The following is a 17,361-nucleotide window of genomic DNA, read 5'->3' as shown; positions in this document are numbered from 1 at the left end:
CGGGACCTCGTCCGTCGAGACGTCCTGTCCCAGATACGCTTCGACGACCACAGGATCGCGGACCACGTCCTGAGGCTTGCCAGAAGCCACGATGCGCCCGGCATTGATGACAATGACGCGATCGGAAAGCGACATGATTGCCTGCATCACGTGCTCGATAGCAACGATCGTCACGCCGGAATCCCGGATAGACCGCACAAGGTCGATAGCGAGGTTGACGTCAGTCTGGTTCAGGCCGGCCATCACCTCGTCGAGAAGCAGTATGCGTGGCTCCATCGCCATGACGCGCGCTATTTCGAGGCGTTTCAGCCCGCCGACCGTGAGACTGCGGGCTTCGGCGTCGCGGTAGCCCCAAAGGCCCATTCGCTCGGCCACCGAGAGGGCCTGCGCGCGGGCATCGGCCGGCGAGGCATGGCGGTGGAAGGCGCCCACCATGATGTTCTCGGTGACCGTCAGGGCCGCGAAAGGCTGCACGATCTGAAACGTCCGGCCGATGCCGGCCCGGGCTGAGGCGTGCTCCGTCCGCGGCTCAATCACCCTTCCATCAGCGAGACGCAGCTTCACCGATCCGGAATCGGGGCTGATCGCACCTGACAGCATGTTGAACAGCGTCGTCTTGCCCGCGCCGTTCGGGCCGATGATGCCGAGGATCTCGCCCTCGGCGAGTTCGAGGCTGACGTCGTTCGTCACGACGAGGCCGCCGAAGCGCTTGTCCAGGCGTTCCGCGACCAGGATTGGAGGTCTGCCGGCCGGAACGGCAGCGGAGTTACTGGCCGGCGCGACCGCGGAGGCCGGCTGCAGCGGCCCGGAATCGAAGGGCGCCGGCGCCGCATTTTCCCTGGTGCGCGCGAGCCGCTTGCGGATAAGGCCCATGAGCCCGTCGGGGATGAAGAGGACGATGACGACGAGCGTGAGGCCATAGACGAGTCCGTGCAGCCCCAGGGCCGAACTGCCGAGCCAGCCTCGAGCAAGCTCCGTCAGGGGGACAACCATTAGGGTCCCGAGAAGCGGTCCTGCAACGGTGCCTAGCCCGCCGATGATCGCGAACATCGCGATCTGGATCGAGAAGGCGAGCGAGAACATTGCCTGCGGCTCGACGAATGTCATGTACATTGCGTGGAAGGTGCCGACCATCGCGGTCAGCGCAGCCGAAACCCCGACGCCCCAAAGCCGGACCGCGACCGTGTTGATGCCCGCGGCGCGAGCGGATGCGTCGCGCTCGCGGCTGGCGATCAGGTAATAGCCGAAACGGCTTCGGCGGATCCAGCCGGCCACCGCGAGGGTTAGCGCAAGGAGCCCAGCCGCAATGAAGAGGGACGGCTCGCGCTCGCGGAAGATCATCCACGCCCAGCCGATGTTGAGGGGCACCATCAGGCCGGAGGCGCCTCCGGTCCAGGCGCTGAAATGGAGGGCGAGGAGCCGGAAGACCTCGATGAAGGCGATGGTCGAGAGCGAGAAGAACGGACCCCGCAGGCGGAAGCAGGGATAGCTGATCGCGAGGGCTACCACGACCGCCAACGCGACCCCGACGAACATCCCCGCCCAGGGCGAGATGCCCGCCTGGGCGAGGAAGACCGCCGCATATCCCCCGATACCGTAGAAGATCCCGTGACCGAACGAGAGCTGTCCGGCATAGCCGCCGACGATGTTCCACGCTGTGGCCAGGGCGCCGTAAAGGCAGATCGTGACGAAGACGTGGGTGACGAATGAGTTGCCGATGAGCAGCGGCAGGATGATGAGAACCGGCAGCAGGCCGAGGAGGAGCCTGATCTCGAGGTCCAGCGGAGGGCGCGCGGGCCGGACGGCCTTGCCGGAGGGCGAGCGTGACATCGCGACCTACTCGGAGCCGCGGCCGAGACCGAACAAACCGGTCGGCCGGAAGATCAGGATGAGAAGAAAGAGGCCGAACATGGTGACCTCCTTCAGGCTCGGGGCGATGTAGTAGCCGCTCAGGCTGTCGATCAGACCGATGATCAGTCCGCCGATGAAGGCGCCCGTTACGCTGCCCATCCCGCCCAGGACGACCACCACGAAGGCGATCAGGACGAAGTAGATGCCCGTCGTCGGCGCTACCGGGTACATCGGCGCCACGAGGGCCGCGGCGAGCCCTACGCAGGCCAGGCCGATGCCGAAGGTGATCATGTAGATCGCCTTGACGTCCACGCCCATCAGCTGAGCGGCCGGCCGGTTCTGCGCGGTCGCCCGGATGCCCCGGCCGAGATGGGTGCGGGTCAGGAAGTACTGGAGGCCGAGGACGACCACGACGCCGCAGGCAAACATGACGATCTGCCCGACGAGCAGGCGAAAAGGGCCGACCTGCACCGGCACGCGGGTGCCGCCCGATGGAGTCGCCCGGATATCCGCCCCGAAAAGCAGGAGGGCCAGGTTGATGAGCGCGATGGAGATACCCACGGTCGCGAAGATCTGGACGTGGGGATCACGGGCCTCCAGCAGCGGCTGGATCACGAAGCGCTGCACTGCGAGCCCCACGATGAAGAAGCCGACCACGAGGGGCGGCGCCGTGAGGTATGGATGGATTCCGAACGCCGTGGTCGAGAGATAGACAACATACATCCCGATCATCAGGAACTCGCCATGGGCGAAGTTCACGACCCGGACGATGCCGAAGACGAGCGTCAGACCGATGCTGACGATCGCGAACAATCCGCCGAGCATCAGCCCGTTCAAAACGAGCTGGAGGAACGTTGTCATGGTTCTGAGCGGAGCTTGGGACGGTGATGTCCGGCCAGCGCGGGCGACGTCACGGCGACGAGCCCGGCCAACCTATTTCGTGGGGCCGACGATCTGGCCCACCGCGGCGGCTTTCGGGAAGACCGTGACGAGCTTACCGTCCTGCCACTGCATCGCGAGCATCTGGGCGCGCTGGTTCTGCCCGTTCGGGTCGAACTTGAAGCCCCAGCCAACCGCCGAGGCGCCGCTCGGCAGGTCGAGCGCCATGACGGCCTGCCGAATGTCGTCGGCCTTCAGGAAGGGCGCCTTGCCGAGCGCTTCGAGGATCGCCTTTGCGCCCGCATAGTTGATGAGGCTGTGGCCGGAGCGTGGCGCGGCGCCGTACTTCTTCTTGTAGGCCTCGACGAAGGCGCCGAGTCCGGGCGCGGCGGCGGGATTGATGTCGTAATGAGCCTCGGCAACGACGAGCGCCCCCTGGATGACCTTGTGGCCGACCGCATCGGCGACCGGCTGCAGCAGGTAGCCGCCGCCCGCGCCGATCACCGCCTTCGGCTTGAAGCCGATCTCCTTGGACTGCTGCAGGAAGAGGACCGTATCCTTCTCGTAGGATGTCTGCAGGACGACATCGACCTTCTCGCTCTGAAGCCGGAGGATAATCGAGGACATGTCGACCACCCCCGCCGAATACGGCATCGTGGCAACGACGTTCAGGCCCAACTCCTTCGCGACTGCGACCTGGCCCTTGCTCACGGAAGAGCCGAAGGCGCTGTCCTCGTGGATGATGGCAACCCGCAGCGTTTTCGGATCCGCGCCGATCGCGGGCGCAACGAGCTCGCTGACGGCGCGGGCGGCCGCTGCCCCGAACTCGCGCGAGCTCGGATTGGCGCGGAAAACGTACTTGAAGCCGCGCGAGGTGATGTCGTCCGACACCGCGATCAACTCGAAATAGGGAACGCCGGAGAGCTCGGCCACCTGCGTGGCCGCCATCGACCGGGCCGAGGAGAACGTTCCGAAAATGGCCGCGACCCGCTCGACCGAGATCAGGCGGCGCGTCTCGCCGATGGCCTGGTTGTTGTCGACCGCATCACCCTTTACGAGGGTGATCTTCTCGCCCTTCATGCCCCCTGCCGCGTTGATCTCCTCGACGGCAAGCTCGACGCCCCGGAGGCTTTCCTCGCCCAGCAAGGCCAGCTCGCCGCTCAGGGGATAGAGCGCCCCGAACTTCACATCTGCCTTGGCTGCGGCCAACTGCATCCCCAGCGCCAGCGACGCGGCCCAGATCGCAACCATCGAGCTCTTTCTCATGTTGCTCCCCTTCAGTTTTGCGCTCGCCTGCCGCAGGCCCGGCGCTGCCCGATAATGACGCAAGCCCCGGCGTCATCGCTTTGCCAACATCTGAAGGAAACGCTAGCGAGGCTGTTTCAGCCCCACAATTAGAATAAATCAGACTTGTCGTTGCCGGATTTCGAACATTGCGCATCTGCTCGGTAGCTGGGCGGCATCTGCCTCGCCCGCGTGCATCAAAGCGCAGCCTTGAGGCAGGACAGGAGCTTCTCCGCCGGGAGCGGCGGACGGCGCCCCTGGGCGATGTAGACATCGGTCACCATCCCGCGGAGACGGGGATCCGCGAGCCGGACGCCGACGAGCCGGCCCGAGGCGAGATCCTCGCGCACGGCCAGGCTCGGCAGGAAGGTCACGCCGTGGCCGAGGCGGGCGAAGGCCCGCAGCGCTTCGATCGAGTTCGTCACCAACGCCGGCGAGAGCCGGTCCGGCACGCAGGCATCGACGAGGCTGCGTATACCGAACGAGGGCGGCGGTAGGGCGAAGGGAAACTGCGCGACGACCTCGGTGATCCTCACCGCGTCGGCCCGCCTGAGCTCGTGGTCGGGCGCCATCACGAGGAGCAGCGGATCTTCCTGGCTGAAGATCACGTCGATCCCATCCTCGTCCTTGGCGTTCATCGAGATGCCGATATCCGCCTCTCGCTCGAGGATGGAACGGGTGACCATATGGCTGCCCGCCGTCGAGAGCTCGAGCGTCACCCCCGGATAGCGCCGGCGGAAGTCGAGGCAGGCCCGCATCACGAAATCGGAGACCAGCCCCTCGACGGTCACCACTTTGACATGCCCGCGCTGCAGCCCCTTGAGCGCGTCCAGCTCCGAGTGGACGCGGTCGGCCTCCTGCGAGGCGTTGCGGACATAGGCCAGGTAGATCTCGCCGGCCTGCGTCAGCGCCATCCCCTGCCGGGCGCGTTCGAACAGCTCGATGCCGAGTTCGTCCTCCAGCATGGCGATTTGCCGGCTGATGGCCGAGGAGGCGATACGCAGCTGGTCGGCAGCCTTCCGCAGCGACCCGGTGGTCGCCACCATGAGGAAGTATCTGTCTCCGCGGTCCATCTCCGGCTCGATCGCGTCCCGTTGCCGGCCGAAGTATAGGATGGCGGGAGCGCCGGGCCACCCCGGCGGCTCCCGCGGCCCCGGGTCAGGCGTAGCGCGAGGCGTCGAACCCGTCCGGGACCCGCCCGGTGGGCGCGATGAAAGAGTAGGGGCCGCGGGGGAGGAAGCGACCCGATCCGGGCTGTGCGAGCACCTCGCCGTCGCGCGCGGTCACCTCGCCCCGACGTACCGTCACCGTGGGCCAACCCTTCACCTTCAGGCCTTCCCAGGGCGTATAGTCGATCGCGTGATGGAGGGCGGCGTTCTGCACGCTGCGCTCGGCATCGGGATCCCAGACCACGAGGTCCGCATCCGCACCCGGCACGATGCTGCCCTTCCCGGCGAGACCGAACAACCGGGCGGGGTTTGCGGCCGTGAGCCGTACGAAGTCGTTGAGGCTGATCCGGCCTTTCGACACGCCTTCCGAGAACAGCACCGGCAGGCGGGTCTCGATGCCCGGCACGCCGTTCGGGATCGCGTTGAAGGCCGGCATGCCGTCCGGGCGGGCGACCGCGCCGCCCTGGCCGTAGCTGCTGCTGCCCGGGTTCTTCTTCGCGCTGTGGAACGAGAAGCCGCAATGGTCCGAGGTGACGATGTCGAGCGTGCCGTCCTGGATGTGGCGCCAGACCCTTTCCGCCTCCCCCTTCTCCCGAAGGGCCGGCGAGCAGACGGCCTTCGCGCCCTCGAAATCGGGCTGCACGAGATCATCGTGCGAGAGCGTGAGGTATTGTGGACAGGTCTCGCCCCAGACCTTCACGCCGCGGGCGCGGGCGCGGGCGATCTCAGCTGCGGCCTCCGCGCAGGAGACGTGGAAGATCTGGATCGGCTGGTCGACGAGCTCCGCCAGGGCGATGGCCCGGTGCGTCGCCTCGCGCTCGACGACGGGCGGGCGCGACCAGGCATGCTGCAGCGGGTCCGTCAGCCCGGCCGCGAGAAGCGCCTGGATGCGCCAGCCGATCGCCTCGAAATTCTCGCAATGCACGGTCACCAGCGCGCCGAGGCGCCGGGCCGTCGCGAGCACCTTCAGGAACTCGCCGTCCGTGAGCCGGAGAGGGTCGTAGGTGAGGAAGACCTTCAGGCTCCGCACCCCGCGAGCGACGAGAGCCGGTATCTCCTTCTCGATCACTTCGGGCGTGGGGTCGGTGATGATCTGATGGAAGCTGTAATCGGCGCGCGAGCGACGGGCGCGTTCCTCGTAGCCAGGCGCGCTCTGCGCCAGCGTGTGCCCCTTCCACTGCGGCAGGAAGCAGATGAAAGAGGTCGTTCCGCCCGCGAGCGCCGCGGCCGAGCCGGACGCGAAGCTCTCCTCCTGGACGCCTCCGTCCTCGCCGAGTTCCTCCAGGTGGCAATGGGAGTCGATCCCGCCCGGCAGGACGAGGCGCCCCGTCGCGTCGACCTCCTCGGTGCCGCGGCCGAGATTGCGCCCGACCGCCTCGATGCGGCCGTCCCGGACGCCGATCTCGCCCTCGAACGTGTCGGAGGCGGTCACCACCGTCCCGCCCCGGACCACGAGGTCGAACTCACCCTTGCTCATCGGAACCCTCCGGTTTCTGACAGGACGTCGCGGAATTCCCCGCGTGACGCATGTTTCGGGCCGCGTAGACCGGCACCGGTCAGACCGGCGGCCAGGCGGGCAGCTTCGCGGGATCGGGGGCGGCTCCCGCCGCCCCCGATCCGAAGACGATGTCGTCCGGCCGCACGGGCGTGCGGGTGAGCGGCTTTCCGGTCGCATCCCGAACGGCGGCCAGGATCGCGGCGGTCGCGACGACCGTCGGCGGCTCGCCGACGCCCTTCAGGCCATAGGGCGCCACCGGCTCGGCCTCCTCCACGAGGTCGGCGGCTATCCGTGGCATGTCGAGCATCGTGGGGATGAGGTAATCGGTGAAGCTGGCATTGGCGATGACGCCGTCGTGGAGCTGGATCTCCTCCATCAGGGCGAGGCCGAGGCCTTGCGCGGTTCCGCCCTCGATCTGGCCGCGGACCGCGATCGGGTTGATCGCCCGCCCGACGTCCTGCGAGATGCCGATCCAAGCCACGCGCGTGAGCCCGAGCTCGACGTCGACCTCGACCACCACCCGCATCGCCGCGCAAGCGAGCGCGACCAGCGCCCGGTCGGTCGTGGCTTGGCCGTCCCGCGGGGCGAGCGGACCGGTCGGGACGTGCCGGTAGATCCGCTCGATGTCGATTTCGTCCCCCGGAGAGAGCCGACCTCCGCGCCGCTCCAGCTCCTCGCGGGCGAGGCGGCATACCTGCTGGACGGCTCCCGCCGTCATGAAGGTCTGGCGGGAGGCCGACGAGGAGCCGGCGGAGCCGACGCTCGCGGTCGAGGGCGGCGCGAGGACCACACGATCCACCGCCAGCTCTGTGTTCACGACCTGCCGGATGACGTTGGTGACGCCCTGGCCGACCTCGGAGGCCGCCGAGTGGATCTCCGCGACGATGCCCTCGTCCGGGTCCGCATGGAGCCTGATCCGCGCGGTGCAGTAATCGTCGTTGCCGTCCGAATAGCAGATGTTCTTGAACCCGACCGCGAAGCCGACGCCGCGGCGCACGCTCTCGCCCCGCGTCGTGTTCCCGGCCCCACCCGGCAGCCGGATCGGGTCCCGTCCCGCAGTCGGCTCGAGCGGCGGCATCGGCAGCGCGGCGCAGCGCCGGATGACCTCGGCGGTCGGCAGCGAGCCGGTGATCTCCTGCCCGATCGGCAACCGGTCGCCCAGGTCCATCGCGTTGCAGAGCCGGAGTTCGACCGGATCCATTCCGAGCGCGGAGGCCAGCTTGTCCATCTGCGCCTCGACGGCGAAGCAGGACTGGACCGCGCCGTAGCCCCGCATCGCGCCGCAGGGCGGATTGTTGGTGAAGACGGCGGCGCCCGTGATCAGCGCATTGTCGACCCGGTAGGGACCGACGCCGTGCTTGCAGGCGTTCGCCATCACGCCCGACGAGGTCGAGGCATAGGCCCCTCCGTCCATCAGGATATGCGCCCGCACGCTGACGAGGCGCCCGTCCCGGTCGGCGCTGTGCTCGTACCACATCCGGGCGGGATGCCGGTGCGGATGGCCGACGAAGGATTCCTCCCGCGAATAGACGAACCTCACCGGCCGCCGGGTCCTCAGGGCGAGCATCGCGGCATGGATCTGGACCGAGATGTCCTCGCGGCCGCCGAAGGCGCCCCCGACCCCTGCGAGATGCACCCGGACATCCTGCTCGGCGAGGCCGAGGCAGGGCGCGATCTGCGCCAGATCGAGGTGCAGCCACTGGCTGGCCACGTACAGGTCGATGCCGCCCCGCCCGTCCGGCGCGGCAAGGCCGGACTCGGTGCCCAGGAAGGCCTGGTCCTGCATGCCGACCTCGTAGAAGCCGGAGACGACGACTTCTCCGCGCACGGCCGGATCGCCATGCACGATGCGGAGCTTGCGCACCACGTTGCGCATCGGCTCTTCAACATACCCGATCTCCGGATCGGCGTAGATGGTCGGGTGGGCCTCGTGAAGGGGCTCCCGGTAGGGAGCCTCCTCGGGGTCCACGATCGGCCGGAGAGGCTCATACGCCACCCGGACCTTCGCGGCGGCGGCATAGGCCTGCTCCGCCGTCTCGGCGGCGACCACGGCGACGGGCTCGCCGAAATAGCGCACCCGGTCGAAGGCCAGGACCGGCTGATCGCGAAAGACGTGGCCGAAGAACTTCGAGCCGGGCACGTCGGCATGGGTCATGACCGCATGCACGCCGGGCATCGCGGCCGCCACGGCCGTGTCGACGGAGAGGATGCGGGCATAGGCGTGCGGGCTCCGCACGGTTGCGCCGGCCAGCATGCCGGGCGCGACGAGGTCGCCCGAGAAGGTGAAGGCGCCGCGCGCCTTGTCGAGGCCGTCGAGCTTGCGGGTGCTGTCGCCGACCCGCGCCTCGCGGGCGCCGCCCGCATCCATGTCGAGCAACGCGCTCATCGGGAGGCCGCCGCCTGGACGGCGTTGATGATGGCCCCGTAGCCGGTGCAGCGGCACAGATTGCCGGACAGCGCCTCCCGGATCTCGTCTTCAGTCGGGACGGAATTGCGGCGGTCGAGGAGCGTGGCTGCCGCGACCACGAAGCCGGGCGTACAATACCCGCATTGCACGGCGCCATGCTCGACGAAGGCTTCCTGCACGGGATGCAGATGGCCCACCGGCGCGAGGCCCTCGACGGTCACGACCTCGTGGCCGGCCGCCTGCGCCGCGAGGACGAGGCAGGCGCAGACGAGTTGGCCATCGATCTGGACCGAGCACGATCCGCACTCGCCCTGCTCGCAGGCGTTCTTCGCCCCGGGCAGCCCCAAGTCCTCCCGTAGTATCGTGAGCAGGCTCGCCCGTGGGTCGATCACTGCGGCGCGGCTCTCGCCGTTGACGGTCAGCTCGATCAGCATGTTTGGTCACCAGAACGGAGACGCGCCAGCGCGCGGCGCGCGAGGATTCCGAGCGCATGGCGGCGATAGGCGGCTGTGCCGCGGATGTCGTCGATGGGCGCGGCCGCGGCCGCGAGCCGGTCGGGGAAGCCGTCCTCCTGCCCGAGCGGCTCCTCCAGGAGGATCGCGGTCGGGGCGGCCGATCCGAAGGCCCCCCGGACGGTGCCCTTCGCCTCGTCGATCCGGATCGCGAGCGAGACGACCGAGATGACCATGGCGTTGCGGGGGCCGACCTTGAGGAAGGTCTGCCGCCCCCCGGTCCCGGCGGTCACCGCGGTGATGATCTCGTCGGCCGCGAGCCCGTTGCGCCTCGGCCCGAGAAGGAAACTCTTCAGGGGCACGGAGCGGCGTCCGCGGACGCTCGCGAGCTCCACCTCCGCGCCGTTCACGAGTAGCGGCGGCAGCGCGTCGCCAGCCGGCGAGGCGGTTCCCAGATTGCCCCCGATCGTGCCGCGATTGCGGATCTGTGGCGAGCCGACGCTCCGGGCCGCCTCTGCCAGGGCGGGCAGCAGCCGGGCGAGGTCGGGCGCCTGGAGCTCGGTATAGGTGAGCGCCGCACCGATCCGCACGACGTCGCCGTCCAGGCTCCAGCCGCGCAGCTCCGGCACCTCCGCGAGATTGAGCATCGCGGCCGGCCTGAGACGCCTGAAGTTCATCTGCACCATGATGTCGGTGCCGCCCGAGATGATGACGGCCTCCGGATGGGCGGCCCGCAGGGCGAGCGCCTCGTCGAGGGATCTTGGCGAGTGAATGTCCATGTCGGTCCAGTTACGGCGCGCCGGGGCGGCGTCCCTCCGCCTCGCGGACGAGCTTGCGGATGCGGGCCGGATCGAGCGGCATCTCGTCCACCTCGATCCCGAAGGGCGAGAGCGCGTCCTCGACCGCGGAGGCGAGGAGCGCCGCGACCGGGATCGTGCCGGCTTCGCCGACGCCCTTGATGCCGAGCGGGTTGAACGGCGAGGGCGTCTCGAGATGCAGGATCGTCGGGTTCGGAACCTCGGTCGCGTACGGCACGAGGAAGTCCATGAGCGAGCCGTTCGTCAGCTGCCCGTCCTCGTCATAGGCGATGCGCTCGTAGAAGGCCCCGCCGATGCCCTGCGCGAGGCCGCCGAGGATCTGGCCCTCGACCACCTTCGGGTTCACCACCCTCCCGCAATCGTGGACGATCGCGTAGCGGAGAAACGTGAGGTCGCCCGTCCGGGGATCGACCTCGACCACCGCGGCATGCGCCCCGCTTCCCCAGGCGGCGTTCCGGGCGGCGAAGTAGGAGGTGGCCTCGAGCCCAGGTTCCTCGCCGGCCGCAAGGGGAGCGGACTGGCCCGGCGCGGTGCGGGGCCAAGGCGGCGCCAGCGCCGCCATCGCGGCGATCTCCGGGTCGACCGCCCCGCCGGGGGGCGGCCAGCGGCCGGGGCGCGCCGCAATCGCGAGCTGGCGGAAGCTGAGGGCGAGGTTGCGCGAGCCCCGCGCCCTGACATAGCCGTCCGACAGCTCGAGCTCGCTCTCGTCGATCTCCAGCATCCGGGAGGCGAGGAGGAGCGCCTTGGCACGCACCGTCCGGGCCGCCTGGGCGATGGCGTTGCCGCTCATCACGAGCGCCCGGCTGGCATAGGTCCCGACCCCCCAGCGAAAGGCCTGCGTGTCGCCCGTGACGACCGTCACGTCCTCGACAGGAACGCCGAGCTCCTGCGCGGCGATCTGCGCGAAGGTCGTTTCGTGCGACTGGCCCTGCGTCGTCACGCCCGTCGCCACGAGGAGCCTTCCGTTCAAGGCCAGGATCTCGACCCTGGCGCCCTCGTACGGGCCCATCCCGGTCGCCTCGACGTAGCATGCGAGGCCGAGGCCGAGATGGCGGCCCTCGCGGCGCGCCGCCTCCTGCTCGGCCGGGAAGCCGGCATAGCCGATCGCCTCCAGCAGCATGTCGAGCTGCCGATGATAATCGCCGCTGTCGAGGGTGACGGTGCAGTCGTCGACCGTGGACAGCCCCTCGCGCGGGTAGGGGAACTCGTCTCGGCGGATGAAGTTGCGGCGCCGCACCTCGGCGCGGTCCAGCCCGAGCCTCCGGGCCACCCGGTCCATCACCCGCTCGTAGACGAAGCAGGCATGCGGCCGGCCGGCGCCGCGGTAGGGAGTCGACATCATGACGTTGGAGTAGATCCCGGCGACTTCCACATCGATCGCCGGCAGCCGGTAGGGCCCGCCGATATGGCTGGCCGAGACGCGCCCGAGCTCCATGCCGTAGGGCGTGAAGGCGCCGTTATCCATCAGGAAGGAGTCGCGGAGCGCCGTCACGATCCCGTCCCGGTCGGCCGCGACGTCGACGTAGTGGACCTGCTGGCGCTCGTGATGCGAGCCGATGAAGTGCTCGATCCGATCCTCGGTCCAGCGGACGGGCTCGCCGAGCCGCATGGCGGCCCACGGGATGAGCACCTCGTCCGGGTAGGGGACCGACCCCTTGACTCCGAAGCCACCGCCCGTGTCGGGAACGATCAGCCGGACCTTCTCCTCGCGCAGTCCGAGCATCGCGGCGATGCCCGACCGCAGCGGCGCGAGCGTCTGCGAATTCGTCCAGACGGTGAGATCCCCGGAGGCGGCATCGTAGCGGGCCGCCATGCCGCGCGTCTCCATCGGCATCGCGGCGCTTCGGTCGAGGGCGAGGCGCGCCGAGACCACGAGATCGGCGGATGCGAAGGCGGCGTCGGGATCTCCCACGACCTGGCGGATGCGGCCGGCGACGTTGCCGGGCGCCTCGGGATGAACGCGCGGCGCGCCGTCCGCCGCCGCCTTCTCGAGCCCGACCACGACCGGCAGCGGCTCGTACTCGACCTCGATGAGGTCGAGCGCATCCTCGGCGAGATAGCGGCTTTCCGCTATCGCCATGGCGACGATCTGGCCGGCATAGAACGCCTCTTCGCGGGCCATCGGGCGCGCCGTCACCGGATGGATCACGTCCGGATGCTCACCCCGCTTCATCGGCAGCGGCCGGTCCAGCGGCCCGAGGTCACGGTGGGTGAAGACGGCCCGGACGCCCGGCAGCTTCTCGGCCGCGGCCGTCCCGATGCCGCGGATGCGGGCATGCGCGAGAGGGCTCCGCAGGAAGGCGACATGGAGCGCGCCCGGGATGTGCACGTCGTCGACGAAGAGGCCCCGGCCGCGCAGGAGGCGTTCGTCCTCCAGGCGGGGCACCGGCCGGCCGAAGACCTCGACCCCCATGTCAGGCGGTCCCGTACATCCGCCGGGCGGCGAGCCGCACGGCCTCGACCATGCCCTGGTAGCCGGTGCAACGGCACAGGTTGCCGGAGAGCGCCTCGCGGATCTCCTCGTCGGTGAAATCGGCACGCCGCTCCTCCTCGAGGAAGACGGAGACGGTCAGGAGAAACCCCGGCGTGCAGAAACCGCATTGCAACGCATGCGTCTCGTGGAACGCCTGCTGCAGCGGGTGGAGGCGATCGCCCGCGAGCCCCTCGACGGTCCTGATCTCCGCGCCGTCGGCCTGCGCGGCGAGCATCAGGCAGGAGCGGGCGGTGACGCCATCGAGGAGGATCGTGCAGCAGCCACAGACGCCGTGCTCGCAGCCGACATGCGTGCCGGTCAGCCCGAGCTCGTGGCGGATGAGGTCCGACAGGAGCAGTCGCGGCTCGACCTCGGCGCTCCGACGCTCCCCGTTCACCCGCAGCGTGACCGTGATCCGCTCGTCCGTCACCGCGCCGCCTCCGCCCGGCTGCGGGCGAGGCCCAGCGCCTTCACGGCGAGCGCCACGACGAGCTCGCGCCGGTACTCCGCGTCGGCATGGATGTCGTCGCCCGGCTCGGCCGCCGCGGCGATGTCCGCAGGCTCTGGTCGGTCGACGAGGATCGGCCTCGGGCCGACGCCGGCGAGGGCTAGGCGGGCGCTGCCGTCCCGGACGACGGCCGCGACACCCGCCAGGGCGAAATCGCTGTGCCGGCGCGTGAACTCGGCGAAGCCGTAGCCGGTGCCCGCCGGCAGCGCCGGGAAGATCACCTCCGTGACGAGTTCGTCGGCGCCGAGGCTCGTCGAGAACGGATAGAGGAAGAGGTCGTCGGCCTCGATGCGGCGCGAGCCGGCAGGAGACCGCGCGATGACGGCCCCGCCCAGCGCCAACAAGGCCGCCGGCAGCTCCGACGCCGGATGGGCGTTGGCGAGCGAGCCCGCGATGGTGCCGCGATTGCGGATCACCCGGTGCGCGACGTGACCCAGCACCTCGCGCAAGAGCGGGCAGATCCGGAACGCGAGGTCGGACCGCTCGAGCGCATGGTGGCGGGTCATGGCGCCGACCGTCAGCCCCTCCGGCCCCTCCGCGATCTCCGACAGGCCCGCGATCCGGTTGAGATCGATCACCAGGGCCGGCCTGACAAGGCGCAGGTTCAGCATCGGGACGAGGCTCTGGCCGCCGGCCAGGAACACGGCGTCGGAGCCGTGCTCGGCCTTGAGCGCGACCGCCTCCCCCACCGAGGCCGGGGCGCAGTAGCGGAACGGCGCGGGCTTCATCGCGGGTGCGATCGCGCGCGGCGGGACCTTAGCGCCCGGCCCTCAGGCCGAGCCCAGCCCGGCATGGCGCAGAAGGAAGCCCAGCACGACCCGACTGTACTCCTCCGTCGCGTCGAAGATGGAGGAGTGGCTGGAGCCCCGGATGACGTATTTCTCGGCGCCCCGGATCGCCTGGTAGATCCCCTCCTGGCCGACGCCGTTCGGGCCCTGGTCCCAGCGGGTCATGTGGTCCTCGTCGCCGCCGATCACGAGCGCGGGCGAGGTGATCTTCGGCAGCCAGAGCGTGAGGTCCATCTCCATGATGGCCCGCGAGGCCGCCGTGAAGACCTCGACGTCGTTGTTCTCGCGCACGATGCGGGCAATGGTGGAGACGGCCTCCCGGCCGCGATCGGTCTCGAGATGCGTCTTCGACAGGGCTTCCCGAGCCAGCATCTCGCCTAGGATGGGGCTGGCCATCCCGCGGGAATCGATCGCCATAAGGTCGATGTAGTTCTTCAGCCGCAGCCGCATCGACAGGCCGGGCTTCGCGGCGGCGCAGTTGATGATCACCGACTTGGTCTTCTCCGGATATTTCCCGGCGAAGGCGATCGCGACCATGCCGCCCATCGAGGTGCCGTGGATATGCGCCCGCTCGATCCCGAGCGCGTCCATCAGCGCTGCCAGATCGTCTGCCCAGACCTCGATGCTATACGTTTGGTGAGGCCGGTCGGACCGGCCGTAGCCCCGCTGGTCGTAGTCGTAGACCTTGAATCGCCTGGCGAGGATGGGCGTGACCGGCGCGAAATTGCCATGGCCGAACCCTGACCCGTGAATCTGCATGACCGGCTCGCCCTCGCCGGAGACCCAGTAGGCCAGCTTCACGTCCTTGAGCTGGGCGAAATTCGTCTGGGTTACTTTCGACATATCGAACGTTCCGGATCGTGAGGCGCTGCTGCGGCCTAGCCGTCCGGAACCTACCCAGATATAGGCGCTCGCGGAATTAGAATAAATCGATCCGTTCGATGCAGGAATTAGAACACAGGCGACCGCCCGACGAGTAATCAGTCCGACTACACTACCCAGGGTGTCCACGGCGGAGCATGGTAGCAGCGGGTCTGCGCTTCCGCCTCGCTCGGTTACGTGGCGGCGCGAACGGCGGTTGCCATGTCCGCTTCGGAGAACTCCCGGCCGAACACAACGACCAAACAGTGCGCGCAGCAGACTGGTGAGTTTGCGCTTCGGCCACCGAGGCCGGTCAGGCGAATTCCCGAAAGCGGAGGATCGGGGTGCGGCGACCAGGAAATTTTTGTCCGCATACGGAGCATCCTCTGTTAGGAGGCGCGCGGGATAGATCGGTGCCACTCGGTCGCCTTCTGGTAGCAGTCCGCAGCGAGAGCAACGGCCGCTCAGGACCGTACTGCGCCACCATTCGAGCGAGCCTATAGCCTCCCTTCCGGCCTCAGATGTTGCAGCAGAGGCGGACGACACCGCAGGGATATGCGGCAAGCGTCTCGGGCGCGGGCACGCGGAGGCAGGCTCACGACGCGATGTCCCTCCCTTTTTTACCTCCGGCTCGCCCCAACGTAGGAACCCGCGCGAGACGAGCGCAGCCGTGCCGACCAAGCTGAGCACAGATGTGGGATGCTTCATCTCTGAAATCGCTGATTCCAAGCGCGGCATCCTGCCGAAATGAGGGGCTCCAAAAGCACTGAACCAGTGACATGATCGCAGGTGACCAGCGGCATCGTGCAAGTGCTGAGGTCGGCAGGTGATGGGCCGATGCTCCCCGAGAGACATACGGGCCGAAGAAGACGCTCTACGATCGCTTCGTGAGCTGCGCCTCGAGGGCGTGTGGACGGGATTATTCGAAGCGCTCGCGAGCGCCGACGTCCCCCCTCAAAGGTTGTGATCGACAGTTTGGGCGTGAAGGCTCACAATTGTGGGTCGGGGAGCAGAACCATGGCATCGGCCGCTCTCGCGGCGGCACGCCCAGGTCACGCCCTCACCGACCAGTTCTGTCGCCCGCTCGCCTTCTGGTCAGGCACCTCGCTGCTGCGTGCGTCGCAGCCACCGTTCGCTGTTGGATATCAGTCCCAGTCCAAGGGTGGATTTGAAGCCGACGGACAGCCTTCCTCGCTCCCCAAGAACCGCCCGCGCGCTCGTCTCCACATTCTGCAGGTGCGCTTTGTCTGCGCGACCAGTACGCGAAGGTTGTTCTCCGTCCGCTCGTACCCCGACCGGAGGACGAAGGGTGGGCGTTCGCGGCAAGCCAATCCCCTCCGGTGCGCAGCCGATCCTGCCCATCGTGGTCTAAACGGTGATCGGGCGCTTGTGGTAGGCTGGGCCGCGCCCCCACGAGATTAGGAGCCAGTCTATGAAGCGCCGTGTCTGAACCGACACGGACTTGGTGGTCGGCCAGACCACGTGAAACGCCATCCCGGTCGTCACTTCGAGACTGAATGGTCGCACCAGATGGCCGCTCGCGAGCTCGTCGCTCAACAAGGCAAGTTGACCAATCGCGAGGCCCAGACCATTCATAGCCGCGCTATAAGTCAAGAGCGAGGAATCAAACCCCATCATGTTGCGGAATGCGAGGTCGACCCCAGCATGCTTCGACCAGACCTCCCATTCATGCCGTCTGTATTTCGCCTGCAGTATCGTGGCGTCGTTCAGGCGACGAAAATCGGCCGGATCTCCTAGTAGTCGCGCATAGGACGGACTGCAGACTACGTCGACAGCTTCATCGAGCAGGTGAACGCTTCTTGCGTCCCGCCATGTCCCCGACCCAAGTTGGAGGGCCACGTCGAGCTGCGTGCCTCGAAAATCGAGCGGCTCGACGGTGGTGTCCAGACGCAGGCGATAATCCGGATAGGCACTCAGGAAGCCGCCGATCCGGGGCATAAGCCAATGCCGCGCCACCGTCGGATAGGTGCGGAAGTTTATGATCGTATCGGTCTCGTCCGACAGCAATGCGCGCGTCGCATGCTCGATGTCATCGAACAGACCTGCCACCTCCTGTCCGAAACGCCGTCCCACATCCGTCAGTACGATCGAACGGGAGCGGCGCTCGAATAATTGAACGCCGAGGTAGTTCTCGAGAACGGCGATCTGGCGGCTGATCGCGACCTGCGTGATGCCCATATGCTTGGCCGCGGCGGTGAAGGTGCGATGTCGCGAAGCGATTGCGAACGCCCTCAAGGGGTTCAGGGGCAGGTTCTTGAAGTTACTTTCCATGTGCGTCCCTTGTGTCTGCAGCGCGGGCAGCCGTCATCGGGAACGCCCTTCAATCCGGCCCAGGAGGCCGAGCAGCAGGAT

Annotated in this window: 12 protein-coding genes and 2 pseudogenes; 1 reads left to right on the top strand and 13 read right to left on the bottom strand. The window is 68.3% G+C overall.

From position 1 onward, the window contains the following. Positions 1-21 precede the first annotated feature (21 nt). The 12 genes and pseudogenes from ACO2SS_RS21680 to ACO2SS_RS21625 all read right to left on the bottom strand — a co-directional run. Positions 22-1,830 (bottom strand): annotated as a pseudogene (locus ACO2SS_RS21680) (ABC transporter permease subunit); the annotation flags it as partial. A gap of 6 nt (positions 1,831-1,836) precedes the next feature. Continuing rightward, a complete protein-coding gene (locus tag ACO2SS_RS21675) occupies positions 1,837-2,712 on the bottom strand; it encodes a branched-chain amino acid ABC transporter permease (RefSeq protein WP_423279909.1) in 876 nt (291 codons plus the stop codon). Between the two features lie 72 nt (positions 2,713-2,784). Next, positions 2,785-3,996, bottom strand: a complete 1,212-nt coding sequence (locus ACO2SS_RS21670) for an ABC transporter substrate-binding protein (RefSeq protein ID WP_423279908.1) — start codon at positions 3,994-3,996, stop codon at positions 2,785-2,787. 215 nt (positions 3,997-4,211) lie between these two features. Next, complete coding sequence (locus ACO2SS_RS21665; RefSeq protein ID WP_423279907.1) at positions 4,212-5,087, bottom strand: LysR family transcriptional regulator; 876 nt, start codon at positions 5,085-5,087, stop codon at positions 4,212-4,214. Positions 5,088-5,172: 85 nt separating this feature from the next. Continuing rightward, positions 5,173-6,660 (bottom strand): dihydropyrimidinase, encoded by a 1,488-nt coding sequence (gene hydA, locus ACO2SS_RS21660; protein ID WP_423279906.1) that lies wholly within the window; start codon positions 6,658-6,660, stop codon positions 5,173-5,175. Between the two features lie 79 nt (positions 6,661-6,739). Continuing rightward, a complete protein-coding gene (locus ACO2SS_RS21655; protein WP_423279905.1) occupies positions 6,740-9,067 on the bottom strand; it encodes a molybdopterin cofactor-binding domain-containing protein in 2,328 nt (775 codons plus the stop codon). Then, positions 9,064-9,522, bottom strand: coding sequence for a (2Fe-2S)-binding protein (locus ACO2SS_RS21650; protein WP_423279904.1), 459 nt, complete (start codon positions 9,520-9,522; stop codon positions 9,064-9,066). The genes ACO2SS_RS21655 and ACO2SS_RS21650 overlap by 4 nt, the downstream gene beginning before the upstream one ends. Further along, positions 9,516-10,319 (bottom strand): FAD binding domain-containing protein, encoded by an 804-nt coding sequence (locus ACO2SS_RS21645; RefSeq protein ID WP_423279903.1) that lies wholly within the window; start codon positions 10,317-10,319, stop codon positions 9,516-9,518. Before ACO2SS_RS21645 ends, ACO2SS_RS21650 begins: the two co-directional genes overlap by 7 nt. Before the next feature lie 10 nt (positions 10,320-10,329). Then, a complete protein-coding gene (gene cutA, locus ACO2SS_RS21640; protein WP_423279902.1) occupies positions 10,330-12,771 on the bottom strand; it encodes an aerobic carbon-monoxide dehydrogenase large subunit in 2,442 nt (813 codons plus the stop codon). Between the two features lies 1 nt (position 12,772). Then, positions 12,773-13,261 carry a (2Fe-2S)-binding protein gene (locus ACO2SS_RS21635; protein WP_423279901.1) on the bottom strand — a complete coding sequence of 163 codons (489 nt, stop codon included), beginning with the start codon at positions 13,259-13,261 and terminating at the stop codon, positions 12,773-12,775. Next, positions 13,258-14,067, bottom strand: coding sequence for an FAD binding domain-containing protein (locus ACO2SS_RS21630; protein WP_423279900.1), 810 nt, complete (start codon positions 14,065-14,067; stop codon positions 13,258-13,260). Before ACO2SS_RS21630 ends, ACO2SS_RS21635 begins: the two co-directional genes overlap by 4 nt. Positions 14,068-14,109: 42 nt before the next feature. Continuing rightward, complete coding sequence (locus ACO2SS_RS21625) at positions 14,110-14,970, bottom strand: alpha/beta fold hydrolase (RefSeq protein ID WP_423279899.1); 861 nt, start codon at positions 14,968-14,970, stop codon at positions 14,110-14,112. 804 nt (positions 14,971-15,774) lie between these two features. On the opposite strand from ACO2SS_RS21625, the pseudogene ACO2SS_RS21620 reads away from it, so the two are divergent. Continuing rightward, positions 15,775-16,080, top strand: a pseudogene (locus tag ACO2SS_RS21620) (IS5/IS1182 family transposase); the annotation flags it as partial. A 276-nt stretch (positions 16,081-16,356) separates the two neighbouring features. On the opposite strand, the gene ACO2SS_RS21615 reads toward ACO2SS_RS21620, so the two are convergent. After that, complete coding sequence (locus ACO2SS_RS21615; protein WP_423279898.1) at positions 16,357-17,280, bottom strand: LysR substrate-binding domain-containing protein; 924 nt, start codon at positions 17,278-17,280, stop codon at positions 16,357-16,359. Between the last annotated feature and the right edge of the window lie 81 nt (positions 17,281-17,361).

The sequence above is a fragment of the Enterovirga sp. CN4-39 genome (assembly GCF_049446235.1).
Lineage (GTDB): Bacteria > Pseudomonadota > Alphaproteobacteria > Rhizobiales > Beijerinckiaceae > Enterovirga.
This window is presented reverse-complemented; position numbering and strand designations above follow the sequence as displayed.